Source organism: Streptomyces sp. NPDC060184 (assembly GCF_042728795.1).
Taxonomy (GTDB): Bacteria; Actinomycetota; Actinomycetes; order Streptomycetales; family Streptomycetaceae; genus Streptomyces.
The window spans coordinates 91047-113358 of the sequence record NZ_JBHWYX010000012.1; the positions used below are offsets into that span (position 1 = coordinate 91047).

Below are 22312 nucleotides of genomic sequence, written 5' to 3' on the forward strand. Positions count from 1 at the left end.
TCCCAGGAAGCTACTCACTAGGGTGGGGTCATGCAGCAGCCTCACGAGCACCAGGACCCGCCGCCCGACCACGTGGCCCGCATCCAGGCCGCCTGGCGCCGCGAGCGCCCCGACCTCGACGTCGGCCCGCAGGCCGTCATCGGCCGCCTGCACCGGCTCGCGGCCCTGCTCACGCGGGAGTTGTGCGTGGTGTACCAGCGGTACGGCCTCAGCGAGGGCGAGTTCGACGTCCTCGCGGCGCTGCGCCGGGCCGGCGCCCCGTACGAGCGGGCCCCCGGGGAGCTCGCCGCGCACACCATGGTGACCACCGGGGCGATGACCAAACGCGTCGACCGGCTGGAGCGGTCGGGGCTGGTGACCCGGCGCCGGGGGGACGGGGACGGCCGGGGCCGGGTCGTCGCCCTCACCGCGGCGGGGCGCGAACTCATCGACCGGGCGTTCACCGAGCACATGCACAACGAACGGCGCCTCCTCGCAGCGTTGCCCCTGGCGCGGGCCGAAGCGCTGGAGGACCTCCTGACCACCTGGCTCGCCGAACTGGAGGACCCGCGCGGCGACGGCCGGGGCTGAGGCTGAGACCCGGCGGGCGGACCGGGCGTCCCACCGACCCGCGCGGCGCCGGCCGGGGCTGAGGCCCGGCGGGCGGACCGGGGTTCACGCCCTGGCCAGGCTCCGCACCACGTGGGTCATGTGCTGGACGTTTCCGACCCGCAGCCAGGTGGCGGCGTTGCCCGTGCCCGGACCGTCGGAGCCGGTGCGCACGGCCGGGTGGGTCAGCGAGCGGGCGCAGTCGCGCAGCCAGCACTCCCCCGAACTGGCCAGCGCGCCACGGAAGTCGGGCAGCCGCAGAAGCGCGCGTGCGGCCTCGCGGTTGGCACGCGCCCGGTCCGGGCCGCTGTGCAGGACCTTCACCAGCGCGAAGGTCCGGTCCGTGGTGTAGCGCAGGTATCCCCAGTCCGGCCCGCCCCCTTGGTGCGGCCGGTACGGGCGGGCGAGGGCGGTGGCCGGCTGGACCCCGTAGTCCCCGAACCCGAGGGCGGTGAGCCGGCCCGCGGGGGTCCGCCGTATTTCCTGCCAGACCTGCCAGTCCCAGCGGGGCTCCTCCCGTACGCCCCGGTGCAGCATCTCGGCCGTCACCTGGGGAAATCCGCCGCCGATGGTGACGACGGAGCGCCAGTCGGCCAGCGGGAGCAGGGCGTCGAGGGCGCGCAGCGCCTCCTTGTGGGCGCCTGGCCGGTCGGCGAGGACGCTGCCGAGGTCGATCAGCAGCTCGAGTTCGACGGCACGGCCGGCCCGTGCCACCAGCCGGGCCACCGCCTCGGTGACTCCGTGGTCCCACTCGCCGGGCACCGGCACCCGGATGCCGAGCGGGCGCCCGCACTCCACCGCCGTCGCGAGGGCCGCGCCCTGCTGGGCGGCGGGCCGCAGCGGCCCGGTCACCGGCCGGAACGTGCCGAACTCCACGTACGAGGCGAACACTTCGGCGAGTACCGGGATCTGCGCCTCGTCGGCGAAGGGGGCGTCGAGCCATGCCGGACCCCTGGACTGGACCCGGCTCACCTCCGCGACCTCCCGGCGGACGGCGGCGGCCAGCGAGGTGCCCCGCGCTTCGGGACGGGGCGGCAGGCTCCACAGGGGTGCGACGCCGTCTTGGACGGCGGGCCGCAGATCACGGTAGGCCCGGACGGCATGGCTGCGCACCGGGAGTACGGGAACGTACAGAAGTCTCGGCATGGCGGCTCCCCTGGGGACGGTCCTGCGATCCCTGGCGGCCGTTCCGGCGGCACGGCTCGTCCGTACTCGTTCGCACTCGTTCGTACTCGTTCGTACCGAGAAGGCTCTCCCCGCCAGGGGGATCGCTCTCGGGCGCCGTCGGCACGGTTCTCCTGGGGGAAGGCTCCTCGGCGTCCGGAGGCCACGAAAGGGGGCCTAACCGGACGCTCTGGCCGAATCGAGCAGGTGCGCGTGAGCGGGCCCGCCCGGCGGGGCGGACGCGGCGGTGACCGAGGTGCTGCCGAGCGGCACGTGCGAGCCGGGTGTCATGCCGCCTGACGGCTCGCGCCGACGTGGCGCCACGCACGCGCCCCGGACCACCGTCCGGCCGCCGGGCCCTCCGCCGCGCCCGCCCGTAGCCGCCCTCCTCGTCCGTGAACGCCGGGTCGCAAGCGCGGCAAATCCCTCCGGATCACACCTTCCGGGCGGCCTCCGTGCCGGGCGTCTCCTGAATATCCGCCAGAACCCGTTCTCCGCGTTCGACTTGGTGCCTGACCAGGGGACGCGCGCCTCCGCGGGGAGGTACGGTCATGCCGTGCGGGCAACCGGATATCCGGCCAACTGCACCCGTTGAAGCGCGAGTAGGAGATTCCGATGGCCCCTGACGACATTGAGTTCCGCAAGAAGATCCGTGCCGACATACCCCACTCCGCGCGGGTGTGGAACGCGTGGCTGGGCGGAAAGGACAACTACCCCGTCGACCGGGAGCTGGCGGACGCGGTCACCGCCGCCTACCCGGCCACGGCCGCCATCGCGAAGGCCTCGCGCGCCTTCCAGGCCAGGGCGATCCGCTACCTCGGCGGTCTGGGCGTCCGCCAGTTCCTGGACGTCGGCACCGGGCTGCCGGTGGAGAACAGCACCCACCAGGTCGCGCAGGCCGTCGATCCGACGTCCCGGATCGTGTACGTGGACAACGACCCCATCGTGCTGGTGCACGCCGCGGCGCTGCTGACCAGCTCGCCCGAGGGCGCCACCGCCTTCGTGGACGAGGACCTCACCCACACGGACGCCGTGGTGGACGAGGCGGCGAAGACCCTCGACCTCGACCAGCCGGTGGCGGTGCTGCTGCTGTCGACGCTGGGACACCTGCTCCCCGACGACGGGATCAAGGTGGTCCAGTCGTACATGTCCCGGATGCCGTCGGGCAGCTACCTGGTCATCTGCGACACCATCAAGACTCCGGAGACCCTCGCGGCCCAGGACGCGTACGACTCGGGCGACAACCCGCCCTACCTGGTGCGCGAGCCCGAGGAGATCACCGGCTGCGCCGAGGGGCTGGAACTGGTCGACCCCGGGTTCCTCTCCATCACGTACTGGCGCCCCGACGGCGAGCCCGAGGGCCCCGGCGTCGACCAGTGGGGTCTCGTCGCCCGCAAGCCCTGACGTCACGGGCACCACGGACCGAGGGTCCCTCCGCACGGGGCGGGGGGACCCTCGGCGTTCGCGGTGCGTGGTCAGGGCTGGAGCGGCATGGTCCAGCAGTTGGAGCCCGCGGACTTGCCCGCCAGCCGGTCGGTCAGCCAGGAGATGGCGTCGCCCTGGTCGGTGAGGAGCGGGACCAGGTGGTTGGTGACGATCTTGTCCCCGAGGTTGGGGAGGATGATGGCGTCGTAGGTGACGTTGGCGCCCTTGTGGCACCAGTCGACGGCGAGTTGGCGCGCCTGGGCGTGCGGCACGATGTCGTCCTGGACGCCGGTGGCCACCCTGACGGGGGCGGTGGGCTTGAGGTTGCCGATGCGCTGGGCGTCGAGGGTGGCCTTGAGCTGCGGGATGGTGTCGACGAGCTGGCTCAGGGACTTGCCGCTGGTCGTCCACGAACTGCTCTTCTTGAAGCCGTACCCGAAGAGCGCGTCGCCGGTGCACATCGTGGAGAGGTCGGCGAGGGCCGCCTTGCCGGCCGCGTTGATCTGCGCGTCCGCGAGGGGCTGGAGTGACGGGTCGGTCTGGAGGAAGCCGTTCAGGGACCAGCCCAGGGCGCCGGCCAGGGCACTGCCGTCGATGCCCTTGATGGTGGCGGCCAGGTCGGCCGGGGGCGCGCCGACGTAGGCGCCGGCCAGCTTGACGTCCGGTGCGTAGGTGGGCTGGAGTTCGGCGGCCGACGCGCTGGCGCCGCCGCCCTGGCTGTAGCCGTAGAGCCCCACCGGGGAGGCGGCGGTGACGGACGCCCCGCTCACCGCGCGCGCCGCGCGGGCGGCGTCGAGGAGTGCGTGGCCGCCGTCGACCCGGCTGACGTAGGTGTGCAGCCGGTCGGTGGCGCCGAGGCCCGCGTAATCGGTGACGACCACGGCGGTACCGGCGGCCAGCAGCCGGTAGACGGACAGGTCTTCGTATCCGATCGACACGGTGTCGCCGTTGAGCGTGATCGGGTTCTGGAGTCCCAGCGAGGCCGCGCACTGGTCGCCCTGCCCCATCGTGCCGGGCGCCAGGGCGACGAGCGGACGCGGTCCGCTCCCCTTCCACGCGGCCGTCGGTTCGATGTAGGCGCCGGTCACGGCCACCGGAAGCCCGTTGGAGTCGGTGGACTTGTACATGAGCCGGGTCGCCTTGCCCGGGAGCGGGCCGCCCACGCTGGGCAGGCTCAGCGCCAGGGGAAGCGACTCGGTGCGCACCAGTGCCCCGTCCGCCGCGGGCAGGGCCTGGGGCGGGGTGTAGAAGGCCGGGATCTCCACGCCCCGGGAGACCACCGGGGCGGTGGCGGCGGACGCGGGAAGCGTCTGGGCGCCGAGGCAGGCCGCGGCGGCGAGTCCGGCCGCCAGCAGACGCCCGGTGATCACCCCCGCGGTGCCGCGCCGGGCCGGACGGGCGGTCCGGCGTCGGCTCGCCGGTGGGGACGCGTGAGGGGGACGGGCGATGCTCGGTCGTTCCATGCGGCTCACTCCTCGGTTCGGGGGAAGGACGAGAGTTCGCTACCGGCGGCTCGTGCCGTGGGGCACCGGGACACTGATCCCGCACCGGGGTGTGCACGGGGGCTGCGCGCCGGGTCCGGCTCGGACAGGGGTGCACCGAGCCCGAAAACCCTGCGGAAACACGCTGGTTACTCGCGAGTCATACTGGAGAGTAGGTCCGGGTGTCACTCAGTGACAAGACGTCTGCGCGCGACAGATCGCGCCACCCGCCCGCACACGGGGAAGAGCGGAGCGGCGGCCCCGGGCCGGCCGACGGGGGAAGGAGCGGGCCGGGGAAGGTGTGGCCGGCGGAAGGAGCGGCCGGAAAGAGCCTCGATGAGTCGGCCGGAAAGAGGCGGCCGGAAATGCGGTCCGTGGGTGAAGTTCCCGGCGATACCAGGTGATGCCGTCGGGAATTCGCGTGCCGGGGTCTCCGTCCGCCCGACGACGTCACCCGCCCGCGCCCCCGGGCCGGTCCATCGCCGCTGGTGGACCGGCCCATGGGCGGCACGAGGAGCCAGGCGAGGAGCGACAGGGGGAGCGGGCCCCTCGGTCATCCCGCATTCGGGGAAGTACGTGTGCGACAAGTCGTCATAACTGTTGCGATCTTGACGATCAGTCTTCCTCAGCCCCCTTGGAAATCAGACCGTTTGGTCTAGGCTCTGCATGCCTTTGATCTCGCAAGGGAGTTCGACGTGTCCTGGAAGGGTCCATTCCTCGTGGCTGGCGCTGTGTTCTGCAAGGCCGTCGGGGCGAGGCCGTCGTGGTGAGGCCGCCGGCCCGCGGAGTGCGCCCCGCGAAGCGGACCGACCGGTCGGAGTACGGGACAGTGCTCCGCCCCGCCGTGATCTGGCCGGCCGCCGCCGTACTCGCGGCCGGTGGCGCGGTGTCGGCCCTGGCCCTCACCGGCGAGGCGCGCCGCGTCCTGGCCGTCGGCGGTGTCGCGGTCGCCGTGCTGCTGATCGCCCCGGTGGTGCTGCTCACCCGGAAGCTGCGGGCCGAACGCGCGCACCGCGCCGAGGCGGCGGCGCTCGCCGCCGCCCGGGACGCGGAAGTGGCGCACCTCGCCCAGGTGCGCGTACCGGCCATCGCCGAACTCCTGCGCACCGGGCAGCGGGTGGACGGGGCGCCGGGTCCGCTGCGTGAACGGCGGGAGACCGGTGAGGGGTTCGCGCGGTCGCTGGACGTGGTGGTCGACGTGCTCGGTTCCGACGAGGCGGTGCATCGCGAGCGTGTCCTGCGCGACTCGGTGATGGCCGCCTTCGAGTCGGTGGCGCGCACCATGCACGTGATGGCCACGGTGCAGCAGCAGGTGCTGGACCAGGTGGAACGCTCCCTGGACGATCCCCGGCTGATGGCCGAGGTGATGAAGGCCGACCACGCCGCCTCCCAGATGACCCGCAAGGCGCAGACGCTGCTGGTGATGTGCGGCATATGGCCCGCGCGGCGGGAGACCCGGCCGGTCTCGCTGTACGACTGCGTACGCGGCGCGCAGTCGCGGATCGTGGAGTTCGGGCGGATCGAGGTGCACGGCGGGCAGACCCTGTACGCGGCGCCTCCGGCGGCGGAGGGGCTGATGCACGCCATCGCCGAACTCCTGGAGAACGCCACGGTGTTCTCGCCCTCGCGCTCCCAGGTCATCGTCAGCGTCCGGGAGGTGGGTGCCGGGGCGGTCGTCGAGATCGACGACGCCGGGCTCGGCATGCCGCCGGACGTGTTGCAGCAGGCCCGGGGCCAGCTGCACGACGACCTGGACCTGACCCGGCTGGGCGCGGTGCCCCGGCTGGGTCTGGCCTGTGTCGGCCGGTGGAGCCGCGAGCTCGGCTTCAACGTGGAGTTGAGCGGCACTTCCGCGTACGGCGGGACCCGCGCCGTGATGTTCGTACCGTTCCGGCTCCTGACCGAGCCGGCGCCGCGGGTCCCGGCGCACCGGCGTCCGGAGGCCTGGCCCGAGAACGACCCGGAGTCCCCGGAGCCCCCGGTGCGGGAACGGCCGCGACCGGCCGGGCGCACCGAGAACGCCGAGCACGCCGGATTCGCCGAGTACGCCGAGCACGACGAGTACGCCGCAGGCACCGGGGACGCCGGGCACACCCGGCCGGGGAACCGGGACGACGGCCTCCTCCCGGCCGAGCCGTCCTCGGAGGGCGCTTCGGGGACCTCGGTTCTCCCCCGCCGCCGCAGTCGGCGGAGCCCGGCCCGTACCCCGGACTCCCCGGACCCCGTGCCGCCGCGGGCGGCCCGGCACTCGGTGCCCCGGGCGCGGCCCGCGCCCGAGCCGGGCCCCGAGTCCGCGCCGTGGACGCCCGAGGCGGCCCGCGCGTCGATCGCCAGTGTGGTCTCCGGCACCCTGCGCGGACGTGCCGCCCTCGGCGCGTCCGGGGCGCGGCACCGGCCGGACACCGATCAACCCGAGGCGCCGCCGCCCGGCGAACCGCCTCTGCCCAGTAACCCGAACCAGCACGGAGGCCGGTCGTGACCGGAACCATCACTCGACTCCCCGACCTGGGCTGGATGCTCCGCCCGCTCACCGAGATCCCCGGCGTCCGGCACGCCGTCGTCGTCTCGGAGGACGGTCTGCGTCTCGGCCACGCGTCCGCGAAGAACCTCAAGGGCCCGGTGTCGGGTCTCAGCGTCGCCGAGGCGGAGTCGCTCTCGGCCGCCTGCGCGGCGATGACCATGACGGGCCGCTCCACGACGACCCTGCTCTTCGGCTCCGGTGTGGGGCTGCGCCAGCTGATGCTGGAGTCCGACCACGGGTTCGTCCTGTTCACCCATGCCGGGGTCGGCGCGCACCTGGGGGTGGCCACCGACCTGGAGGCGGACGTCGGTCTCGTCGCCCAGCAAATGCAGCTGCTGGTGGCGAAGATCGGCGCGCACCTGAGCAGTCTGCCGCGGGATCAGGCCATCGCGTCGTCATGACGGACCGGTCCGAGGAGCCGAGAGCCTCGGCGGTACGCCCCTACGTCATCACCCGCGGCCGTGCGGAGTCCGGCGCCGAGCCACTGTCCTGGGAGTCGCTGGTGATGGCCACGGAGGCGGCGTTCCCGGCGTCCCTCCAGCCGGAGCACCTCGCCATCCTGACGCACTGCGAGGGACTCATCTCGGTCGCGGAAGTGGCCGCGCACCTGCGCCAGCCGCCCTCGGTCGTGCAGGTGCTGCTCGCCGATCTCGTCCAGTGGGGGCTGATCGTGACCCGCCCTCCCATCCCCGCGGCCGAACGCGCCGATGTGACCATGCTCAGAAAGGTCCTCGATGGTCTCGAAAGCCGTATCTGAAGCCTCCGTCGAGGCCGGTCCGGCACGCGTGCCGGGCCGCGGAACCCCGGCCGGTCCCACCTCCGGGAAGTACGTCGCGTCCAGCGTGGCGGGGGCCGCGAAGATCCTGGTCGTCGGCCCGCTGGGGGTCGGCAAGACCACGTTGATCGGGACCGTCTCGGAGATCGAGCCGCTCTTCACCGAGGCCGCGATGACGCAGGCGGGTGCCCGGGTCGACCCGGTCCTGGACAGTGGCAAGACGACCACCACGGTCGCCCTCGACTTCGGGCGGCTGACCATCGACGGCGACCTGGTGCTCTATCTGTTCGGCACGCCGGGCCAGCAGCGGTTCCTGCCGGCCTGGCGGGACCTCGCCAAGGGCGCGCTGGGGGCGCTCGCCCTGGTGGACACCCGGGACCTGACCGCGTCGTTCGACGCCCTCGGCAACCTGGAGGACCTGGACCTGCCGTTCGCCGTCGCCGTGAACGTCTTTCCCGGCAGTCCGCTGCACGACACGGCCGATCTGCGCGACGCCCTCGACCTGCTGCCCGGGACGCCGCTGGTCCTGTGCGACGCGCGCGACGAGGAGTCGTCGATCCGGGCCCTGATCGCGCTCGTCAGCCATCTCATCCATGTCGCCACGGAGCCTTCATGAGCACGCCCCATCCCCCGGCCGGGTCCGCCACCCGGTGCCCCTGGCCCGCCGCCCCCTCCGCGTCCTCGGCGACCCCGCTGTACGGGCCGGATCTCGACGGCGACCGGATGACCCTGCTGTACGAGGAGATGCGCGACGCGCACGGACCGGTCGCCCCGGTCTCCGTGGCTCCGGGCATCGACGCCTGGCTGGTGCTGGGCCACCGCGAACTGCTCAAGCTCACCCGCGACGAGGGGGACTTCTCGCACGATCCGCGCCACTGGCGTCTGCTGCGGGAGGGCCGGGTGCCCGCCGACTCGCCGATCCTCCCGATGGTCGGCTGGCGCCCGGCGCTGCTCTTCGCGGACGGTCAGCAGCACCGCAGGATGCGGGCGGCCGTCTCCGACACGCTCGCCGGGATCAACGGCCACGAGCTGCGCCGGAGCGTTCGGGCCGCCTCCGAGGGGCTGATCGCCTCGTTCGCCGGGCGGGGCGAGGCGGACCTGGTCGCCGACTACGCCCGTACGCTGCCGATGCGGGTGGTCAGCGGACTGCTCGGGCTGGACGACCGCACCGGGCGGGAGCTGGTGGAGGCGGTCGCGGGCATCGTCTCCGCGACCAGCGACTCGGCGGACGCCAGCCGGCGGATGGGCGCCATCCTCTACGGGCTGATCAAGGAGAAGCGGCGCGAGCCGGGCGAGGACATCACCTCCACGCTGCTGAACCACCCGGCGGAACTCACCGACGAGGAGGTGCTGCACAACCTGGTGGTGATGTTCGTCGCGGGCAACCAGACCACGGTGAACTGGATCGCCACGACGCTGCGCATCCTCCTGTGCGACCCGGCGTTCCGTTCCTCGCTGGCCGGCGGCCACCTGAGCGTGGACGACGCGCTCGACCTGGTGCTGTGGCGCTTCCCGCCCACCCAGAACTTCCCCGCCCGCTACGCCACCCGTGACATGCGGTTCGGCGGACAGGACGTCCGTACCGGCGACATGCTGATCCTGGGCCTGGCGGCGGCCAACGCGGACCCGGAGATCCTGCCGGCCGACGGCGCGCCGGTGGTCGGCAACCGCTCCCATCTGGCGTTCGGCGCCGGACCGCACACCTGCCCCGCGCAGGACCCGGCCCGGCTGATCACCCGGACCGCGGTGGACACCATCCGGCACCGGCTGCCGGATCTGGAGCTCGCCGTGCCCGAATCGGAGCTGCAGTGGATCAAGTCTCCGTGGAGCAAGGGCCTGGGGGCGCTCCCGGTACGGTTCGGCACGCCGCAGCTGCCGCAGGGGGCGGTCACCCCGCAGTCGGCACGGGACCTCGCGCCGGCCCGGACGGCGCCCTGGAGCACCGCCACGCCCCGGCCGTCGTCGACCGTGCCCTACTGACGGCCCCGCGCCGAGGATCCACGCTCCGCGGAGCACGGAGTACCGCCCCGCGACCACTCAACCCGCATCTGGAGAGCTCAGTTGAACACGTCACCGGTGAACCCCGCGGCCGACGGGCCGTACCGCCTCGACCCCGCGGGCGGGTGCCCGCACGCGGCCAACGCCCGGCTGCTGCGGCGCTCCGCGGTCACCGAGGTGATCATGCCCGGCGAGGTGGAGGGCATGGCGGTGCTGGGGCACGACGCGCTCAGGGAGTTCCTCCAGCACCCCGACGTGGCGAAGAACGCGGCGCACTTCGCGGCGCTCCAGGCCGGTGAGATCGCGGACGGCTGGCCGCTGAAGACGTTCGCCACCGTGCAGGGGATGACGACCGCCGACGGCGCGGACCACCGGCGGCTGCGGTCCCTGATGAGCAAGGCGTTCACCCCGCGCCGGGTGGAGGAACTCAGGCCGCGCATCGAGGCGTTGACCACCTCGCTGCTGGACGGCCTGGAGGCCGCCGCGGCGGCCGGGGACGGGGTCGCCGATCTGCGGACGCACTTCGCGCTGCCGCTGCCGATGGGCGTCATCTGCGAACTGCTGGGCGTGGGGCCGGAACACCACGACCGGCTGCACCGCCTGTCCAACCAGATCGTCGCCACGGACATCGGCCCGGAGGAGTCGATGGCCGCCAACCGGGAGATGGTGGAGGTGCTGAGCGCGGTAGCCGCCACCCGGACCGAGGAGCCGGGCGACGACCTCACCACCGCGCTGATCGCCGCCCGCGAGGAGAACGGCGACCGGCTGGCCCCGCAGGAGCTGCTCGGCACCCTGATGCTCACGATCATCGCCGGGCACGAGACGACCCTCAACCTGATCACCAACGCGGTGCGGGCGCTCTGCACCCACCGCGACCAGCTCGCCCTGGTCCTCGCGGGCGAGGCGAGCTGGGAGGACGTGGTGGAGGAGACGCTGCGCTGGGACAGCCCGGTGAGCTACTTCCCGTTCCGCTACCCGACGCGCGACCTGGAGCTCGACGGCACGGTGATCCCCAAGGGGACGCCGGTACTGGCCGGTTACTCGGCGGCCGGCCGCGACACGAACGCCCACGGCCCCGACGCCGAGCGCTTCGACGTCACCCGCGACAGCAAGGCCCGCCACCTCTCCCTGGGCCACGGCGCCCACTACTGCATGGGCGCCCCGCTGGCCCGGATGGAAGGCACGGCGGCGCTGGAGCAGCTGTTCACCCGCTTCCCCGACCTCGACCTGGCCGTGCCCGAGCCCGAACTGCCCCGGCACGCCTCCTTCGTGGGCAACAGCGTGCAGAGGCTGCCGGTCCGCCTGCACGGCTGAGCCGCACGCCCCGAGGGGCCCGAGGCAGGCGGAGTCGTACGGACGCACACCCGCCTGCCTCACAGCCGTACCCCCACGCACCCTCCTGTACCAGCCCCCCCCACGCACCCTCCTGTACGGCTCCGATCCGCCTCCCGCACCGGCAGTGCGGGCTGCTCGCGCACCGGGGCGGTCCCAGGCGTGCCCCGGCGACGGGGCGGCGCCAGGCGTTCCCCGGCGACGCGGCGGTCCCAGGCGTGCCCCGGGCCGTCCCGGGGACGAGCCCGCCCTTCCGGCACGGGGAAACAATCCGGACGCCCCCATTCCGACCCGCTCGGCCGGGTCCCGTCCGCGCCCCCGCGGCTACCGGCGCACTCCGGGCGCGTTCCTGGCGCACTCCCGCGCGGAAGGGGCGGTCTCGGGCGATTTCCCCAGCATGGCCGCATGGTTACCACGTCATGAATCGTGACCTTTGGGGTCTCCTTTGCCTCTCCATGGTTCCCCGCATCTCAGTAGATTGCCTCTGCCGCCCACGCAGGTGCGTACCCTGCGGTCTTTTCTGTGAAGGGGCGGCGGGGGGTGGGGCATGGAACAGCCGAAGGAGGCGGCGAGATCGGCCGCCGGCGCTACGGGCACGCGATGTCAGATAGACATCGACACGCAAGGGGGGTACGGCTGGCGGCTGGTCGCGTCGAACGGCCGGTCGATGGCGGTCGCGGGGGTGTCGTTCGGCACGCACGCGCGGTGCAGGTCGGCGTTTGTCGAGCTGTGCGCGGCGCACGCGCACCACTCCGGGGGGATCCAGCACCGCAAGGGGGGCGGCGGCTGGGTCTGGGTCCTGCGGGACGCGTCGGGCACCGTGGTGGCCGTCTCGCCGAGGACGTACGAGCGGCATGCCACCTGCCGCTCCGCCTACGACCGGTTCCGCGCGATGCTGCCCGGGTTCAAGGTGGAAGAGGAGGCGTTCTGGGGTAACTCTTGAGCGGAACGATGCCAGGAATGCCGAAGTTGCCCCCAGGGCCCCTCTCGTTCACCTCTCAGGACGTGTCCGTCCACCGGATCGGTCGAGCGTCGGGGCGTGCCTTCGCTGAAAAGATCCAGACGCCTGACGGACGACGGCGTCCTCCACGGGAGCTCCGACGGCGCTCCGTCCGCCGGAACCGTCGCCGCCCCGCCCGCCGCTCCGGCGGCGGGCGGCGAGCGGGGCGGCGACGCTCCGCGGCGGCTGTACGCGGACCCCGGCCTGCCGGACAAGGTCTTCCGCACGGTCGCCCGCTCCGGCGGATCGCTCGTCCTGGTGGTGATGCTGCTGGTCGGCGGTTTCCTCTTCGCCCGGGCCCGGCCGGCCCTGGCGGACGCCGGCTGGTCCTTCTTCACCACCTCCCAATGGGCGCCCGACGCGGGGAACTTCGGTATCGCCGCCGTCATCGTCGGGACGGTCCTCATCGCGCTGATCGCGATCATGTTCGCCTTCCCGCTGGCGCTCGGTGCCGCGCTCTACATCTCCGAGTACGCCTCGCCGAGGCTGCGCCGCACCCTCATCAGTGTGGTCGACCTGATGGCCGCCGTGCCGTCCGTCGTGTACGGCCTGTTCGGCTTCTTCTTCCTCCAGGACAAGGTGGTGCCCACCGCGCGGTGGATCGCCACCTACCTCGGCTGGATACCGGTGTTCGGCGTCGAGGGCGCCGACCCGGACGATCCGCTCTCGCCGCCGAGCGTCTACACCTCGTCCTCGATGCTCGCGGGGCTGGTCGTCGCGATGATGATCGCCCCGATCATCTGCTCGATCATGCGCGAGGTCTTCTCGCAGGCCCCGGCCGGTGAACGGGAGGGCGCCTACGCCCTCGGGGCGACCCGCTGGGGCATGATCCGCAGCGTCGTCCTGCCCTTCGCCAGGGGCGGCATCATCGGCGGCACGATGCTCGGGCTCGGCCGGGCGCTGGGCGAGACCATCGGTGTCTTCATGGTCATCTCGCTCACCTTCGACGTGCAGTGGCACGTGCTCCAGGCCGGTACCAGCTCGGTCTCCTCGCTCATCGCCCTCCGCTACGGCGAGGCCGGCGAGTTCGGCATGTCGGCGCTGATGGCGGCCGGGTTCGCCCTGTTCGTCATGACGCTGATCGTCAACTTCGCGGCGTCCTCCATCGTCGCCCGCAGCCGCTCCGGCGCGTCCAGCGACGCCTGAAGCCCTGCCTTCCGCGCGCATCCCCTCAGCCCTCGCACTCCGCGCACTCCGCGCCCGGTTCCCGTCCGAGAAATGAGCGTGACGACCATGACCCTGGCCCCTGAAACGCCCCGCGCGTCCGGTGGCGCGGACCCGGCCCCCGGCGCCGCGCCCCGTACCTTCCTGCCCGGGCCCGCCCGTACCAAGGACCCCGCCGGTGAACGGCGGCGTGCCCTGACCCCGCTGCGCGCGAGCGACGTGTACGCCCTGCTCGGCTCGGCCGCCGGGGCGCTCTCGCTGACCTGGCTGGTCTTCGCCCGGCTCACGCCGTTCAACGGCGTGGTCGGGTTCGTCGTCGTGGCGTACGTCCTCTTCCTGGGGCTGTACGCCCTGGTGGTCTCGCTGGACGAGGACGGCCCGGCGGTCGTGGACCGGATCGCCGCCGCCGTGATCCGCTCGCTCGGCCTGCTGCTGGTGGCGATCCTCGTGTACGTCGTCGTCTACGCGCTCTTCGAGGGCCGCCAGGCGCTGGCGCACCTCAACTTCTTCACCGAGGACATGCGGTTCGCCGGTCCGCTGGAGCCGTTGTCGGTGGGCGGCGCGGTGCACGCCGCCGCCGGCACCCTCATCATGATCACCATCGCGCTGCTGGTCACCGTGCCGATCGGGCTGGTGTGCGCGGTCTTCCTCAACGAGGTGCCCGGAGCGTTCGCCCGCTTCGTGCGCACGGTGGTGGAGGCGATGACCGCGCTGCCGTCCATCGTGGCCGGTCTCTTCGTCTACGCGACCGTGATCCTCACCCTCGGCATGGACCGCTCCGGGTTCGCGGCGGCGCTCTCGCTCTCCGTGATGATGCTGCCGATCGTGATCCGCGCCGCCGACGTCGTCATCCGGCTGGTGCCCGGCACCCTGCGGGAGGCTTCGTACGCGCTCGGCACCTCCCGGTGGCGGACGGTCTGGCACGTCGTCCTGCCCACCTGCCGCTCCGGGCTGACGACCTCGGTCATCCTCGGTACCGCCCGGGGCATCGGCGAGACCTCGCCGGTGCTCCTCACGGCGGGCTTCACCGCCGAGATGAACTGGGACCCGTTCTCCGGGCCGATGGTGTCGCTGCCGCTGGCCACCTTCACCTTCGTCCGCTCGCCCGAGCCGAACATGATCTCGCGCGGATTCGGTACCGCCGCGCTGCTCATGGCGCTGGTGCTGCTGCTGTTCGTCGTCGCCCGGGTGCTCGGCGGACGCGGACCGGGGCAGCTCTCGCGCGGCCAGGAGCACCGCAGGGTCGTCGCCTCCCGCCGGGACGCGGCCCGGTTCGCCGCGCGGGGCTCCGTGAGCCCCGCCGAACCGCCCACCGGCCCCGCGCAGCACCCGTACCCGCACCCCACGACGCCGTGACGCGCCGGACCGCCGGCCGGACACCATCCGACCCCCCGCCCCACTCCGCACCGCACACCCCGAACCTGCGTGCCCCGCACCCGCGCGCCGCCAAGGAGAACATCGTGAGACCCGTCAACGCACCCGCCCGTTCGGGGGTGATGCTGCTGTCCCTGCTGCTGGTGTTCGGCACACTCTCGGCCGTGCGGGCACCCGTCGCCGAGGCCGCCTCGTACGCGAAGATCACCGGCTCCGGCTCCACCTGGAGCGCCAACGCGGTCACCCAGTGGGTCCGCAACGTCAAGGCCAACTTCGGCATGACGGTCAACTTCACCGACAACGGCTCCTCCCAGGGCCGTGAGCAGTTCCGCAACAACGTGGTGGACTTCGCCGTCTCCGAGATCCCGTACGGCCTGACGGAGCAGGGCGTCCGGGACTCGCCCCCGCAGCGCGGCTACGCCTACATGCCGATCGTGGCGGGCGGCACGTCGTTCATGTACAACCTCAAGATCAACGGCAAGCGGGTCACCAACCTGCGGCTCTCCGGCCCGGTCATCGCGAAGATCTTCACCGGGACGATCACCCGCTGGAACGACGCCGCGATCAAGGCCGACAACCCCGGCCTGACCCTGCCCGCCCGCCAGATCATCCCCGTCGTCCGCTCCGACGGTTCCGGAACGACCGCCCAGTTCACCACCTGGCTGGCGAAGGAGCAGGCGTCCGTCTGGAACGCCTACTGCCAGAAGACCGGTCGCGGCAGCGGCTGCGGAATGACCTCGAACTACCCGCTCCTGGGCGGTAGTTCGATGATCGCCAAGTCGGGTTCCAACGGTGTCGCCGGCCATGTGCGCCAAGCGTCCGGCGAGGGGGCGATCACGTACGTCGAGTACTCCTACGCCCTGAAGACGGGCTTCCCGGTCGCCAAGATGCTCAACAAGTCGGGCTTCTACGTCGAACCGACCGCCGCCGGCGTGGCCGTCGGCCTGCTCGGTGCGAAGATCAACACCGATAGGAGCAGTCCTTCCTACCTCACCCAGATCCTCGACGGCGTCTACCGCAACGAGGACGACCGCACCTACCCGCTCTCCAGTTACAGCTACATGATCCTGCCGACGAAGGTGGAATCGGGCTTCACCAAGGAGAAGGGCAACTCGCTGGGTACGTTCGGCCGTTACTTCCTCTGTGACGGGCAGCAGCAGGCGGAGGAGCTCGGTTACTCGCCGCTCCCGAAGAACCTCGTGCAGGCCGGCTTCGACCAGCTGCGCAAGGTGCCCGGAGCGCCCACCTCCTCGATCGACATCAACAAGTGCCGCAACCCCACCTTCTCCAGCGACGGCACCAACACCCTGGCCAAGAAGGCACCCCAGCCGAAGGCGTGCGACAAGCAGGGCCCCACGCAGTGCACCACCGGCACCGCCGGTGACACCCGCACCACCCCGGTCAAGCCCAGCGCCTCCGGCAGCGGCGGTTCCTCCGCGGGCGGCACGAGCGGCACCACGACCTCGACGGGCGGCACCTCGACGGCCGGTGGCTCCACGGGCGGCCGGGGCTCGGGGACCGCGGGCACGGGCGGCGCGGCCACGGACGCGGACGGTGACGGACAGCCCGACGGGACCGCGGGCGCCGCGGGCGGTACGGGCGGGACGGACGGAAGCGCGGGGACCGCGGGCACCACGGTCGATCCCGACACCGGCGAGGTGATCACCGACTCGGCGGCCGTCGGGGACGGTTCGGTCGTCGCCAACCCGGTCACCCTCGCCTCGGGCAACGGCCTCGGGCTGCGGGGCGCGCTGATGGCGCTCTCCGCGCTGCTGCTCGTCGCACTGGTCGTCGTACCCCCGCTGACCGCGCGGACCATGACGGCCCGCGCCCGGCGCAGGGGGGACGGGGCATGAGCGGCGCGCGGAAGACCCACGACGACGAGCCGCAGGAGAGGAGACCACTCGTGCGCCGCACGCGTCTGACGGCACCAGGGCGGCTCGGGTCCGCGCGGCGCCGGGTCGTGGCCGGCCTGGGTGCGCTGACGGCAGCTCTCGTGCTCGCCGTGCTGCCGGTGCCGCCGGGCGGTGACACCCCGGCGAGCGCGGCGGAGCAGAACGGCTCCGCGGTGACGAAGACCGGCAGGAAGGGACCGTACGACGACTTCTCCACCCTGAAGGTGACGGTCGGCCAGACCAAGGACCTGCGGGGGCAGGCGGTCAAGGTCTCCTGGACGGGCGGCACCCCGGGCACCACGGAGACGGCCCGGGACTTCATGCAACTGATGCAGTGCTGGGGCGACGATCCCGACGCGGGGCCCTCGCGCGAGCAGTGCGAGTTCGGGGCGACGAGCAGCGCCTCTCCCGGTTCCACGCGGGCGCTCGTACCGGGCTCGGACGCCGATCCCGCCGAGGGCGACTACGCGGATCTCCCCGACGAACCCCTGGGCGCCAACAAGTTCGTCCCCTTCCGGCCAGTCAGCGGCGCCACGACGACGGGAGCCTTCGACTACACCTATTTCACCGACGGGGACACCAACAACATCCCCTGGGTGGCGAACGACTCCGAGGGATCGGGTGAGGCCATCTTCGAGGTGCGGACCTCCGTGGAGTCACCGCACCTGGGTTGCGGAGCCCGCCGGAACGCGGAGGGGGCGATCCAGCCGTGCTGGCTCGTCGCCGTCCCGCGGGGCGACCACAACCCGGACGGCCGGCTGGCGGAGTCCTCGTCGTCCCCCGCGGCGGCCAGTGCGCTGAGCCAGTCGATCTGGGACCAGCGCCTGACGTTCCGGCTCGACTTCCTTCCCGTGGGCGACAACTGCGACCCCGACAAGCCCGAACGGCGCACCATCGGCTCCGAGCTGGTCACCGACGCGATGACCTCGTGGCAGAGCAAGCTCTGCGTCGGCGGGACCCACCGGTTCACCTTCACGCAGGCCGGCGAGGAGACGGCCCGCTCGGCGATCACTGCACCCACGGACACCTCGCCCGGCCTCGCCTACACGGTGGACCCGGTGGAGACGGACGGTGACGGCGCACCGGTGGTGCACGCGCCGGTCGCGGTCAGCGGCCTCACGATCGGCTTCCTCTGGAACTACGAAGCCGACTCGGTTTCCCACCACGTGAGCCGGCTCCGGCTCAACCAGCGGCTCCTGGCGAAGCTGTTGACCGAGTCGTACGTGGAGAACGTACGCATGGGCATCTTCGGCCAACCCGAACCGGACACCGTCGCCGGCAATCCCATCCGGATCGCCGCGGACCCGGAATTCCTCCAGCTGAATCCCGAGATCACCGCCGGGCGCGAGGCACCGAACGGAATGGTCGTGGGTCTGGAGAATTCCGACACGACGCGGATGTTGTGGCGCTACATCATCCAGAACGACGACGCCCGCTCATTCCTCGAAGGTGAGCCGGACCCCTGGGGAATGCATCTCAACACCAGCTACAAGGATTTGGGACTGACCGCAGATCCCTTCGACTACTACCCGAAGAGCGACACGACATCCACCGCCACCCAGTGCGAGAACGTCGAATACAGCAGCCAGAACCTGGTGCCCTACGCCAACGACATGCACAGCACGGCGCTGAAGATCCGGCGGGGCTACTCGGGGCTGGCATTCATCTGCGACGCGACGACGCAGTTCGCGCTGTCGGGTACGCGTCCCAAGCTGAACAACGCTCATGAGATCGGTATCGCGGACACCGCTTCCGCCGATCGGTACCTCCTGGACGTGGCGGCCCTGCCCAACGCCGACGGCACCTTCGTGAAGCCGACGACTGCCACCATGCTCAAGGCGGTCACGCAGATGCCGGACTCCGCCGTCCCGGGAGTGAAAACGACCGACCCGGCCAAGGCACGCGGCAGCGCCTACCCGCTGACCTCCGTCGTCTACGCGGCGGCCTCCACCGACCAGCCGGACGCCGCCCGCGCCGACTACGCCAAGGTCATCCGGTACGCCGTGGGCGACGGGCAGACGCCCGGCACCGCGCCCGGTCAGCTCCCGGCAGGCTACGCCCCGCTGCCGCAGGAGTTGCGTACCCAGGCGCTCGCGGCGGCGACCGCGCTGGAGAAGGGGGTGGTCCCCGAAGGCGGGACCTCGGCGGACGGCGGCTCCTCGGGCGGGGGTGACAGCGGCGTCGTCTCGGGGGGCGGCTCCGGCACGAGCGGCACGGAATCGGCTTCGTCCGGCTCGACGGGCGGCTACGCGGGGGCGTCCGCGTCCACCGGTACGTCCGGGGCGTCCGGGGCGTCCGGGGCGTCCGGGGGTGCGGCGGACGGCACCGCCGCCACCGCCGCGGGAGGGGACACCACGGCGGCGTCCGGCACCACTCCCGCCGAACTGCTCGGCGCGGTCCGCTGGGTCCTGCTCGGCGTGCTCGTCCTGGGCGGCGCGGCCTCCCTGTCCGGACCTGTCCTGCTGCGCCTCGCCGCGCGCAGAGGCGGGACGGAGGCCGCCGGCTCCTGAGAATCCGGTGCACAGGATTCGCGCTTTCCCGGAGATCTGCTTTCCGGGAAAGCGCGATTTCTCAGCGGCACTTCCGGAACCTCTACGGGTGGCGCAGGAAACAATCCATTCACTTGATCCGCCCTTCGGATTTGTGGTCACAGGCCCGCCGATCCGGAAGTGTGAGCACCGCCGGCCGACGGGCCGGAAGCGCGAAAATCCGGATTGCTCCACTGCTCCCTTCCTTGTCATCCGTACGCATGGAATCCGTATCCACGGAGGAGAAAACAGTGAACGTCACGTCTCGTGTTCGTGCCGGTGCCGTCGTCGGTGCTGTCGCTCTCGCCCTCGGCGCCTTCGCCGCCCCGGCCGCCATCGCCGACCCGCCGGCCGCCGAGTACCGCACCCTGGCCGGTGCCGGTTCGGACACGACCCAGGACGTCGTGAACGCCCTCGGCAATGTGGTCCTGAACAGTTCCAACGCGAAGATCATCGCCTCGTACGACGCCACCGGCTCGGCGACGATCAAGACCCGCGCGACCAACTGTGTGGTCAACCGGCCCAACGGTTCCTCGGCCGGCATCACCGCCCTGGCCGCCGATGTCGCCGACACCACCGTCGACTGCATCGACTTCGCCCGTTCCTCGCGCGGCGCCAAGACGGCGGGCTCCACCCTCACCTGGATCCCCTTCGCGAAGGACGCGGTTTCCGTCGCGGTCCGCACCGACAGCGCGCTCTACGCCGCCGGCGCCCAGAACCTCACCACGGCGCAGCTGGCGTCCATCTACACCTGCAACACGACCACGCTGAACGGCGTGACCCTCACCCCGCTGCTCCCCCAGACCGGTTCGGGCACCCGCTCCTTCTTCCTGGAGAAGCTCGGCCTGACGGACGCCCAGGTCGGCTCCTGCGTCGACCAGACGGTCCAGGAGAACAACGGCGTCGCCCTGAACACCGCCGGCGACATCGCCCCGTACTCGGTGGCCCAGTACATCGCCCAGGTCAACACCAAGGTCAGCGACATCCACGGAGCGACCGACCTGATCCAGGTCAACAGCACCGCGCCCTACACCTCGGCCTTCGCCCTCAACACCGGCTTCACCTTCACCCGTGACGTCTACAACGTCGTCCCGACCGCGAAGCTCACCGACGCCACCATCGCCTCCACCTTCGTCGGCTCGGCCTCCAAGGTCTGCGCCGCCACCTCCACCCTCACCGACTACGGCTTCGGCACCCTCGGCACCGCCTGCGGCGCCACCACGATCACCGGCAACAACTAGGGCGTGTGTCGAAAGTCCCGCCTCACCGCCGAGCACCACGGCCGGGCACCCCACGGGTGCCCGGCCCCCCGGCGTATCCCGCCCAGGACCGCCGCGGGCGACGCACCCCGACCGGACGGTGTCCAGCGGACCAAGACCGTCTGCCCGGCCTTGATCCGCCGGACACCACCTGGCCGGCCCGACAAGGGTCACGGTGGGCACTCCACCGGCCCGGCCCGCCCGCACGTCCATCCGTCCATCCATCCATCTACCGCTCTCCTGGGGGACATCACCCATGAACCGCCTGGCACCACTGAGATCGCCCGTGGCACTGCTGACGACGTGTGCCCTGCTGTTCGCCGCGCTCGCGGCCGTGCTCGCCATGGCCACGCAGGCACACGCGTTCAGCACCGTCGGATCGCTCACACTCACCCCGGCGAGCGGCAAGATCGACGATCCGCTCATCGCGTCCCGCGCCGGGACCGACGGACCGTGCCCCGCCGGGTCGGTCGGGGCACCGTCGCTCATGGTGGTCCTGCCCGGTCAGGACGGAGCCGGCCTCAAGCTGGCGAACTTCACGAACGACGCGGCGACCACCACCGATGGTCCGTTCGCCGGGGATCTGAAGACTGCCGTCCCGGCCGTCCTCCACCGCACCCTGGGACAGCGCCTGCTGCAGGCCATCCCCGAGGGCTCGTTCGACGGCGTCTACACCGTGGGCCTCACCTGTGAGTCGTCGGCGGCCGACGCACCCGCCTTCACCGCCCTCATCGAGGTCGAAGGGGACTCCTGGTCGGTCCTGGAGCAGAAGGCCACCACCGTCACGCTCTCCAGCGTTCCCGAGAACCCCGTGGTGGGCGCCGACTACACCCTGGTCACCACGGTGGTCCCACAAGGCGCGGACGGGCGGATCACCCTCGCCTCGATGGCCGGTGTGAACACCGAGCCGGTGACGATCGCCGAGAAGGACACGACGGACGGAAAGGCGGAGTTCACCCTCACCGCACCGTCGACGCCCGGCGCGGTCTATTTCCGGACGACCTTCACTCCCACCGACGTCCAGCAGTACGGGCCGTCCGTGACCGACGGCCAGGTCGTCGCTGTCGGGGCGGCCACCACTCCGCCCCCGACGACTCCCGCCCCCGGTGGGCCCGAGGACCTGGTGGTCACCGACTCCGAAGGCAACATCCTCGAAGCCGACCCCTCGCTGGAGCCCGGTGACGCCGTGAAGATCACCGCGCACGGATTCGCGGCGGCGGCCACCGTCAAGGCCGACCTCGACGGCGGAACCGCCCTCACCGACGCGACCGCCGACGCCGAAGGCACCGTCACGGACTACGCGTTCACCGTGCCCGACGACATCGAGGACGGCACGCACACCCTCACCCTCGCCGAAGAAGCGACCGGCGGACACACCGTCGACTTCGCCTTCACCACCGGCGCGGCCCCGACCGACGACCCGACCGACCCCGCCGAAAGCCCCACCGCCGACCCGAGCGACACCACGAGTCCCGACGCCTCCACCGGCGGCTCCGACACCGGCGGCTCCGGTTCCGGCGGTTCGGACAGCGGCGGCCTCGGCACCGACTCGGGCTCCGGCGGCGGCACGCTCGCCTCCACCGGCGCACAGCTCGGCACGGCCGCACTCGGTGGCCTCGCCCTGATCGCCGCCGGCGCCGCCCTCGTCGTCCACGGACGCCGCAAGGGCATGCTCCACTTCGGCACCCCGCGTCACTGACCCGTCCCTGACCGACCCGTCCGCCGCGGGCCCGTGGCCGCCACCTCGCGCGGCGGCCCCGGGCCCGGCGGCACGGAGCGGGTCCCCTCGTTCCGGGCAAAGGCCTCCG

Annotated in this window: 17 protein-coding genes; 15 read left to right on the forward strand and 2 right to left on the reverse strand. The window is 72.3% G+C overall.

Annotation, left to right across the window (positions count from 1 at the left end; genetic code table 11):
• The first annotated feature begins 30 nt into the window (after positions 1-30).
• Positions 31-570, forward strand: coding sequence for a MarR family winged helix-turn-helix transcriptional regulator (locus ACFWEE_RS10880; protein WP_386888267.1), 540 nt, complete (start codon positions 31-33; stop codon positions 568-570).
• An 84-nt stretch (positions 571-654) separates the two neighbouring features.
• Here ACFWEE_RS10880 and ACFWEE_RS10885 read toward each other — a convergent pair whose 3' ends face one another.
• The gene (locus ACFWEE_RS10885) at positions 655-1734 is read right to left on the reverse strand and encodes a beta family protein (RefSeq protein ID WP_386888268.1); all 1080 of its coding nucleotides are present in this window, start codon (positions 1732-1734) and stop codon (positions 655-657) included.
• 633 nt (positions 1735-2367) lie between these two features.
• Between ACFWEE_RS10885 and ACFWEE_RS10890 the strand changes: the two genes are divergently transcribed.
• Positions 2368-3156 (forward strand): SAM-dependent methyltransferase, encoded by a 789-nt coding sequence (locus ACFWEE_RS10890; RefSeq protein ID WP_386888269.1) that lies wholly within the window; start codon positions 2368-2370, stop codon positions 3154-3156.
• A gap of 71 nt (positions 3157-3227) precedes the next feature.
• Here the strand turns inward: ACFWEE_RS10890 and ACFWEE_RS10895 are convergent, their stop codons facing one another.
• Positions 3228-4640, reverse strand: coding sequence for a lipase family protein (locus tag ACFWEE_RS10895; RefSeq protein ID WP_386888270.1), 1413 nt, complete (start codon positions 4638-4640; stop codon positions 3228-3230).
• A gap of 862 nt (positions 4641-5502) precedes the next feature.
• Here ACFWEE_RS10895 and ACFWEE_RS10900 point away from each other — a divergent pair.
• The 13 genes from ACFWEE_RS10900 to ACFWEE_RS10960 all read left to right on the forward strand — a co-directional run bounded on the left by ACFWEE_RS10900 (position 5503) and on the right by ACFWEE_RS10960 (position 22203).
• Positions 5503-7137 (forward strand): ATP-binding protein, encoded by a 1635-nt coding sequence (locus tag ACFWEE_RS10900; RefSeq protein ID WP_386888271.1) that lies wholly within the window; start codon positions 5503-5505, stop codon positions 7135-7137.
• Entirely contained in the window at positions 7134-7580 is a 447-nt protein-coding gene (locus tag ACFWEE_RS10905) for a roadblock/LC7 domain-containing protein (protein WP_327178488.1), read from the forward strand. The genes ACFWEE_RS10900 and ACFWEE_RS10905 overlap by 4 nt, the downstream gene beginning before the upstream one ends.
• A complete protein-coding gene (locus ACFWEE_RS10910) occupies positions 7577-7936 on the forward strand; it encodes a DUF742 domain-containing protein (protein WP_386888272.1) in 360 nt (119 codons plus the stop codon). The genes ACFWEE_RS10905 and ACFWEE_RS10910 overlap by 4 nt, the downstream gene beginning before the upstream one ends.
• 85 nt (positions 7937-8021) lie before the next feature.
• Positions 8022-8570, forward strand: coding sequence for an ATP/GTP-binding protein (locus ACFWEE_RS10915; RefSeq protein ID WP_386888320.1), 549 nt, complete (start codon positions 8022-8024; stop codon positions 8568-8570).
• Positions 8567-9934 carry a cytochrome P450 gene (locus ACFWEE_RS10920; protein WP_386888273.1) on the forward strand — a complete coding sequence of 456 codons (1368 nt, stop codon included), beginning with the start codon at positions 8567-8569 and terminating at the stop codon, positions 9932-9934. Before ACFWEE_RS10915 ends, ACFWEE_RS10920 begins: the two co-directional genes overlap by 4 nt.
• 81 nt (positions 9935-10015) lie before the next feature.
• Positions 10016-11266, forward strand: coding sequence for a cytochrome P450 (locus ACFWEE_RS10925; protein WP_386888274.1), 1251 nt, complete (start codon positions 10016-10018; stop codon positions 11264-11266).
• A 565-nt stretch (positions 11267-11831) separates the two neighbouring features.
• The gene (locus ACFWEE_RS10930; protein WP_386888275.1) at positions 11832-12227 is read left to right on the forward strand and encodes a hypothetical protein; all 396 of its coding nucleotides are present in this window, start codon (positions 11832-11834) and stop codon (positions 12225-12227) included.
• Positions 12228-12323: 96 nt separating this feature from the next.
• Positions 12324-13430: a phosphate ABC transporter permease subunit PstC gene (pstC, locus tag ACFWEE_RS10935; protein ID WP_386888276.1), complete on the forward strand. Its 1107-nt coding sequence runs from the start codon at positions 12324-12326 to the stop codon at positions 13428-13430.
• Between the two features lie 87 nt (positions 13431-13517).
• Entirely contained in the window at positions 13518-14804 is a 1287-nt protein-coding gene (pstA, locus tag ACFWEE_RS10940) for a phosphate ABC transporter permease PstA (RefSeq protein WP_386888321.1), read from the forward strand.
• 104 nt (positions 14805-14908) lie between these two features.
• Complete coding sequence (pstS, locus tag ACFWEE_RS10945; protein WP_386888277.1) at positions 14909-16678, forward strand: phosphate ABC transporter substrate-binding protein PstS; 1770 nt, start codon at positions 14909-14911, stop codon at positions 16676-16678.
• A gap of 50 nt (positions 16679-16728) precedes the next feature.
• On the forward strand, positions 16729-19227 hold the full coding sequence (locus ACFWEE_RS10950) for a hypothetical protein (protein WP_386888278.1): 2499 nt from the start codon (positions 16729-16731) through the stop codon (positions 19225-19227).
• Positions 19228-19496: 269 nt separating this feature from the next.
• On the forward strand, positions 19497-20486 hold the full coding sequence (locus ACFWEE_RS10955) for a substrate-binding domain-containing protein (RefSeq protein WP_386888279.1): 990 nt from the start codon (positions 19497-19499) through the stop codon (positions 20484-20486).
• 304 nt (positions 20487-20790) lie between these two features.
• Positions 20791-22203 (forward strand): hypothetical protein, encoded by a 1413-nt coding sequence (locus tag ACFWEE_RS10960; protein WP_386888280.1) that lies wholly within the window; start codon positions 20791-20793, stop codon positions 22201-22203.
• Positions 22204-22312 lie beyond the last annotated feature (109 nt).

What these genes read in the sequence shown, in the direction of transcription:
- ACFWEE_RS10880 (WP_386888267.1), top strand. Translation starts at nt 31, where the DNA reads ATGCAGCAGCCTCACGAGCACCAGGACCCGCCGCCCGACCACGTGGCC.
- ACFWEE_RS10885 (WP_386888268.1), bottom strand. Translation starts at nt 1,734, where the DNA reads ATGCCGAGACTTCTGTACGTTCCCGTACTCCCGGTGCGCAGCCATGCC.
- ACFWEE_RS10890 (WP_386888269.1), top strand. Translation starts at nt 2,368, where the DNA reads ATGGCCCCTGACGACATTGAGTTCCGCAAGAAGATCCGTGCCGACATA.
- ACFWEE_RS10895 (WP_386888270.1), bottom strand. Translation starts at nt 4,640, where the DNA reads ATGGAACGACCGAGCATCGCCCGTCCCCCTCACGCGTCCCCACCGGCG.
- ACFWEE_RS10910 (WP_386888272.1), top strand. Translation starts at nt 7,577, where the DNA reads ATGACGGACCGGTCCGAGGAGCCGAGAGCCTCGGCGGTACGCCCCTAC.
- ACFWEE_RS10920 (WP_386888273.1), top strand. Translation starts at nt 8,567, where the DNA reads ATGAGCACGCCCCATCCCCCGGCCGGGTCCGCCACCCGGTGCCCCTGG.
- ACFWEE_RS10930 (WP_386888275.1), top strand. Translation starts at nt 11,832, where the DNA reads ATGGAACAGCCGAAGGAGGCGGCGAGATCGGCCGCCGGCGCTACGGGC.
- pstA (WP_386888321.1), top strand. Translation starts at nt 13,518, where the DNA reads ATGACCCTGGCCCCTGAAACGCCCCGCGCGTCCGGTGGCGCGGACCCG.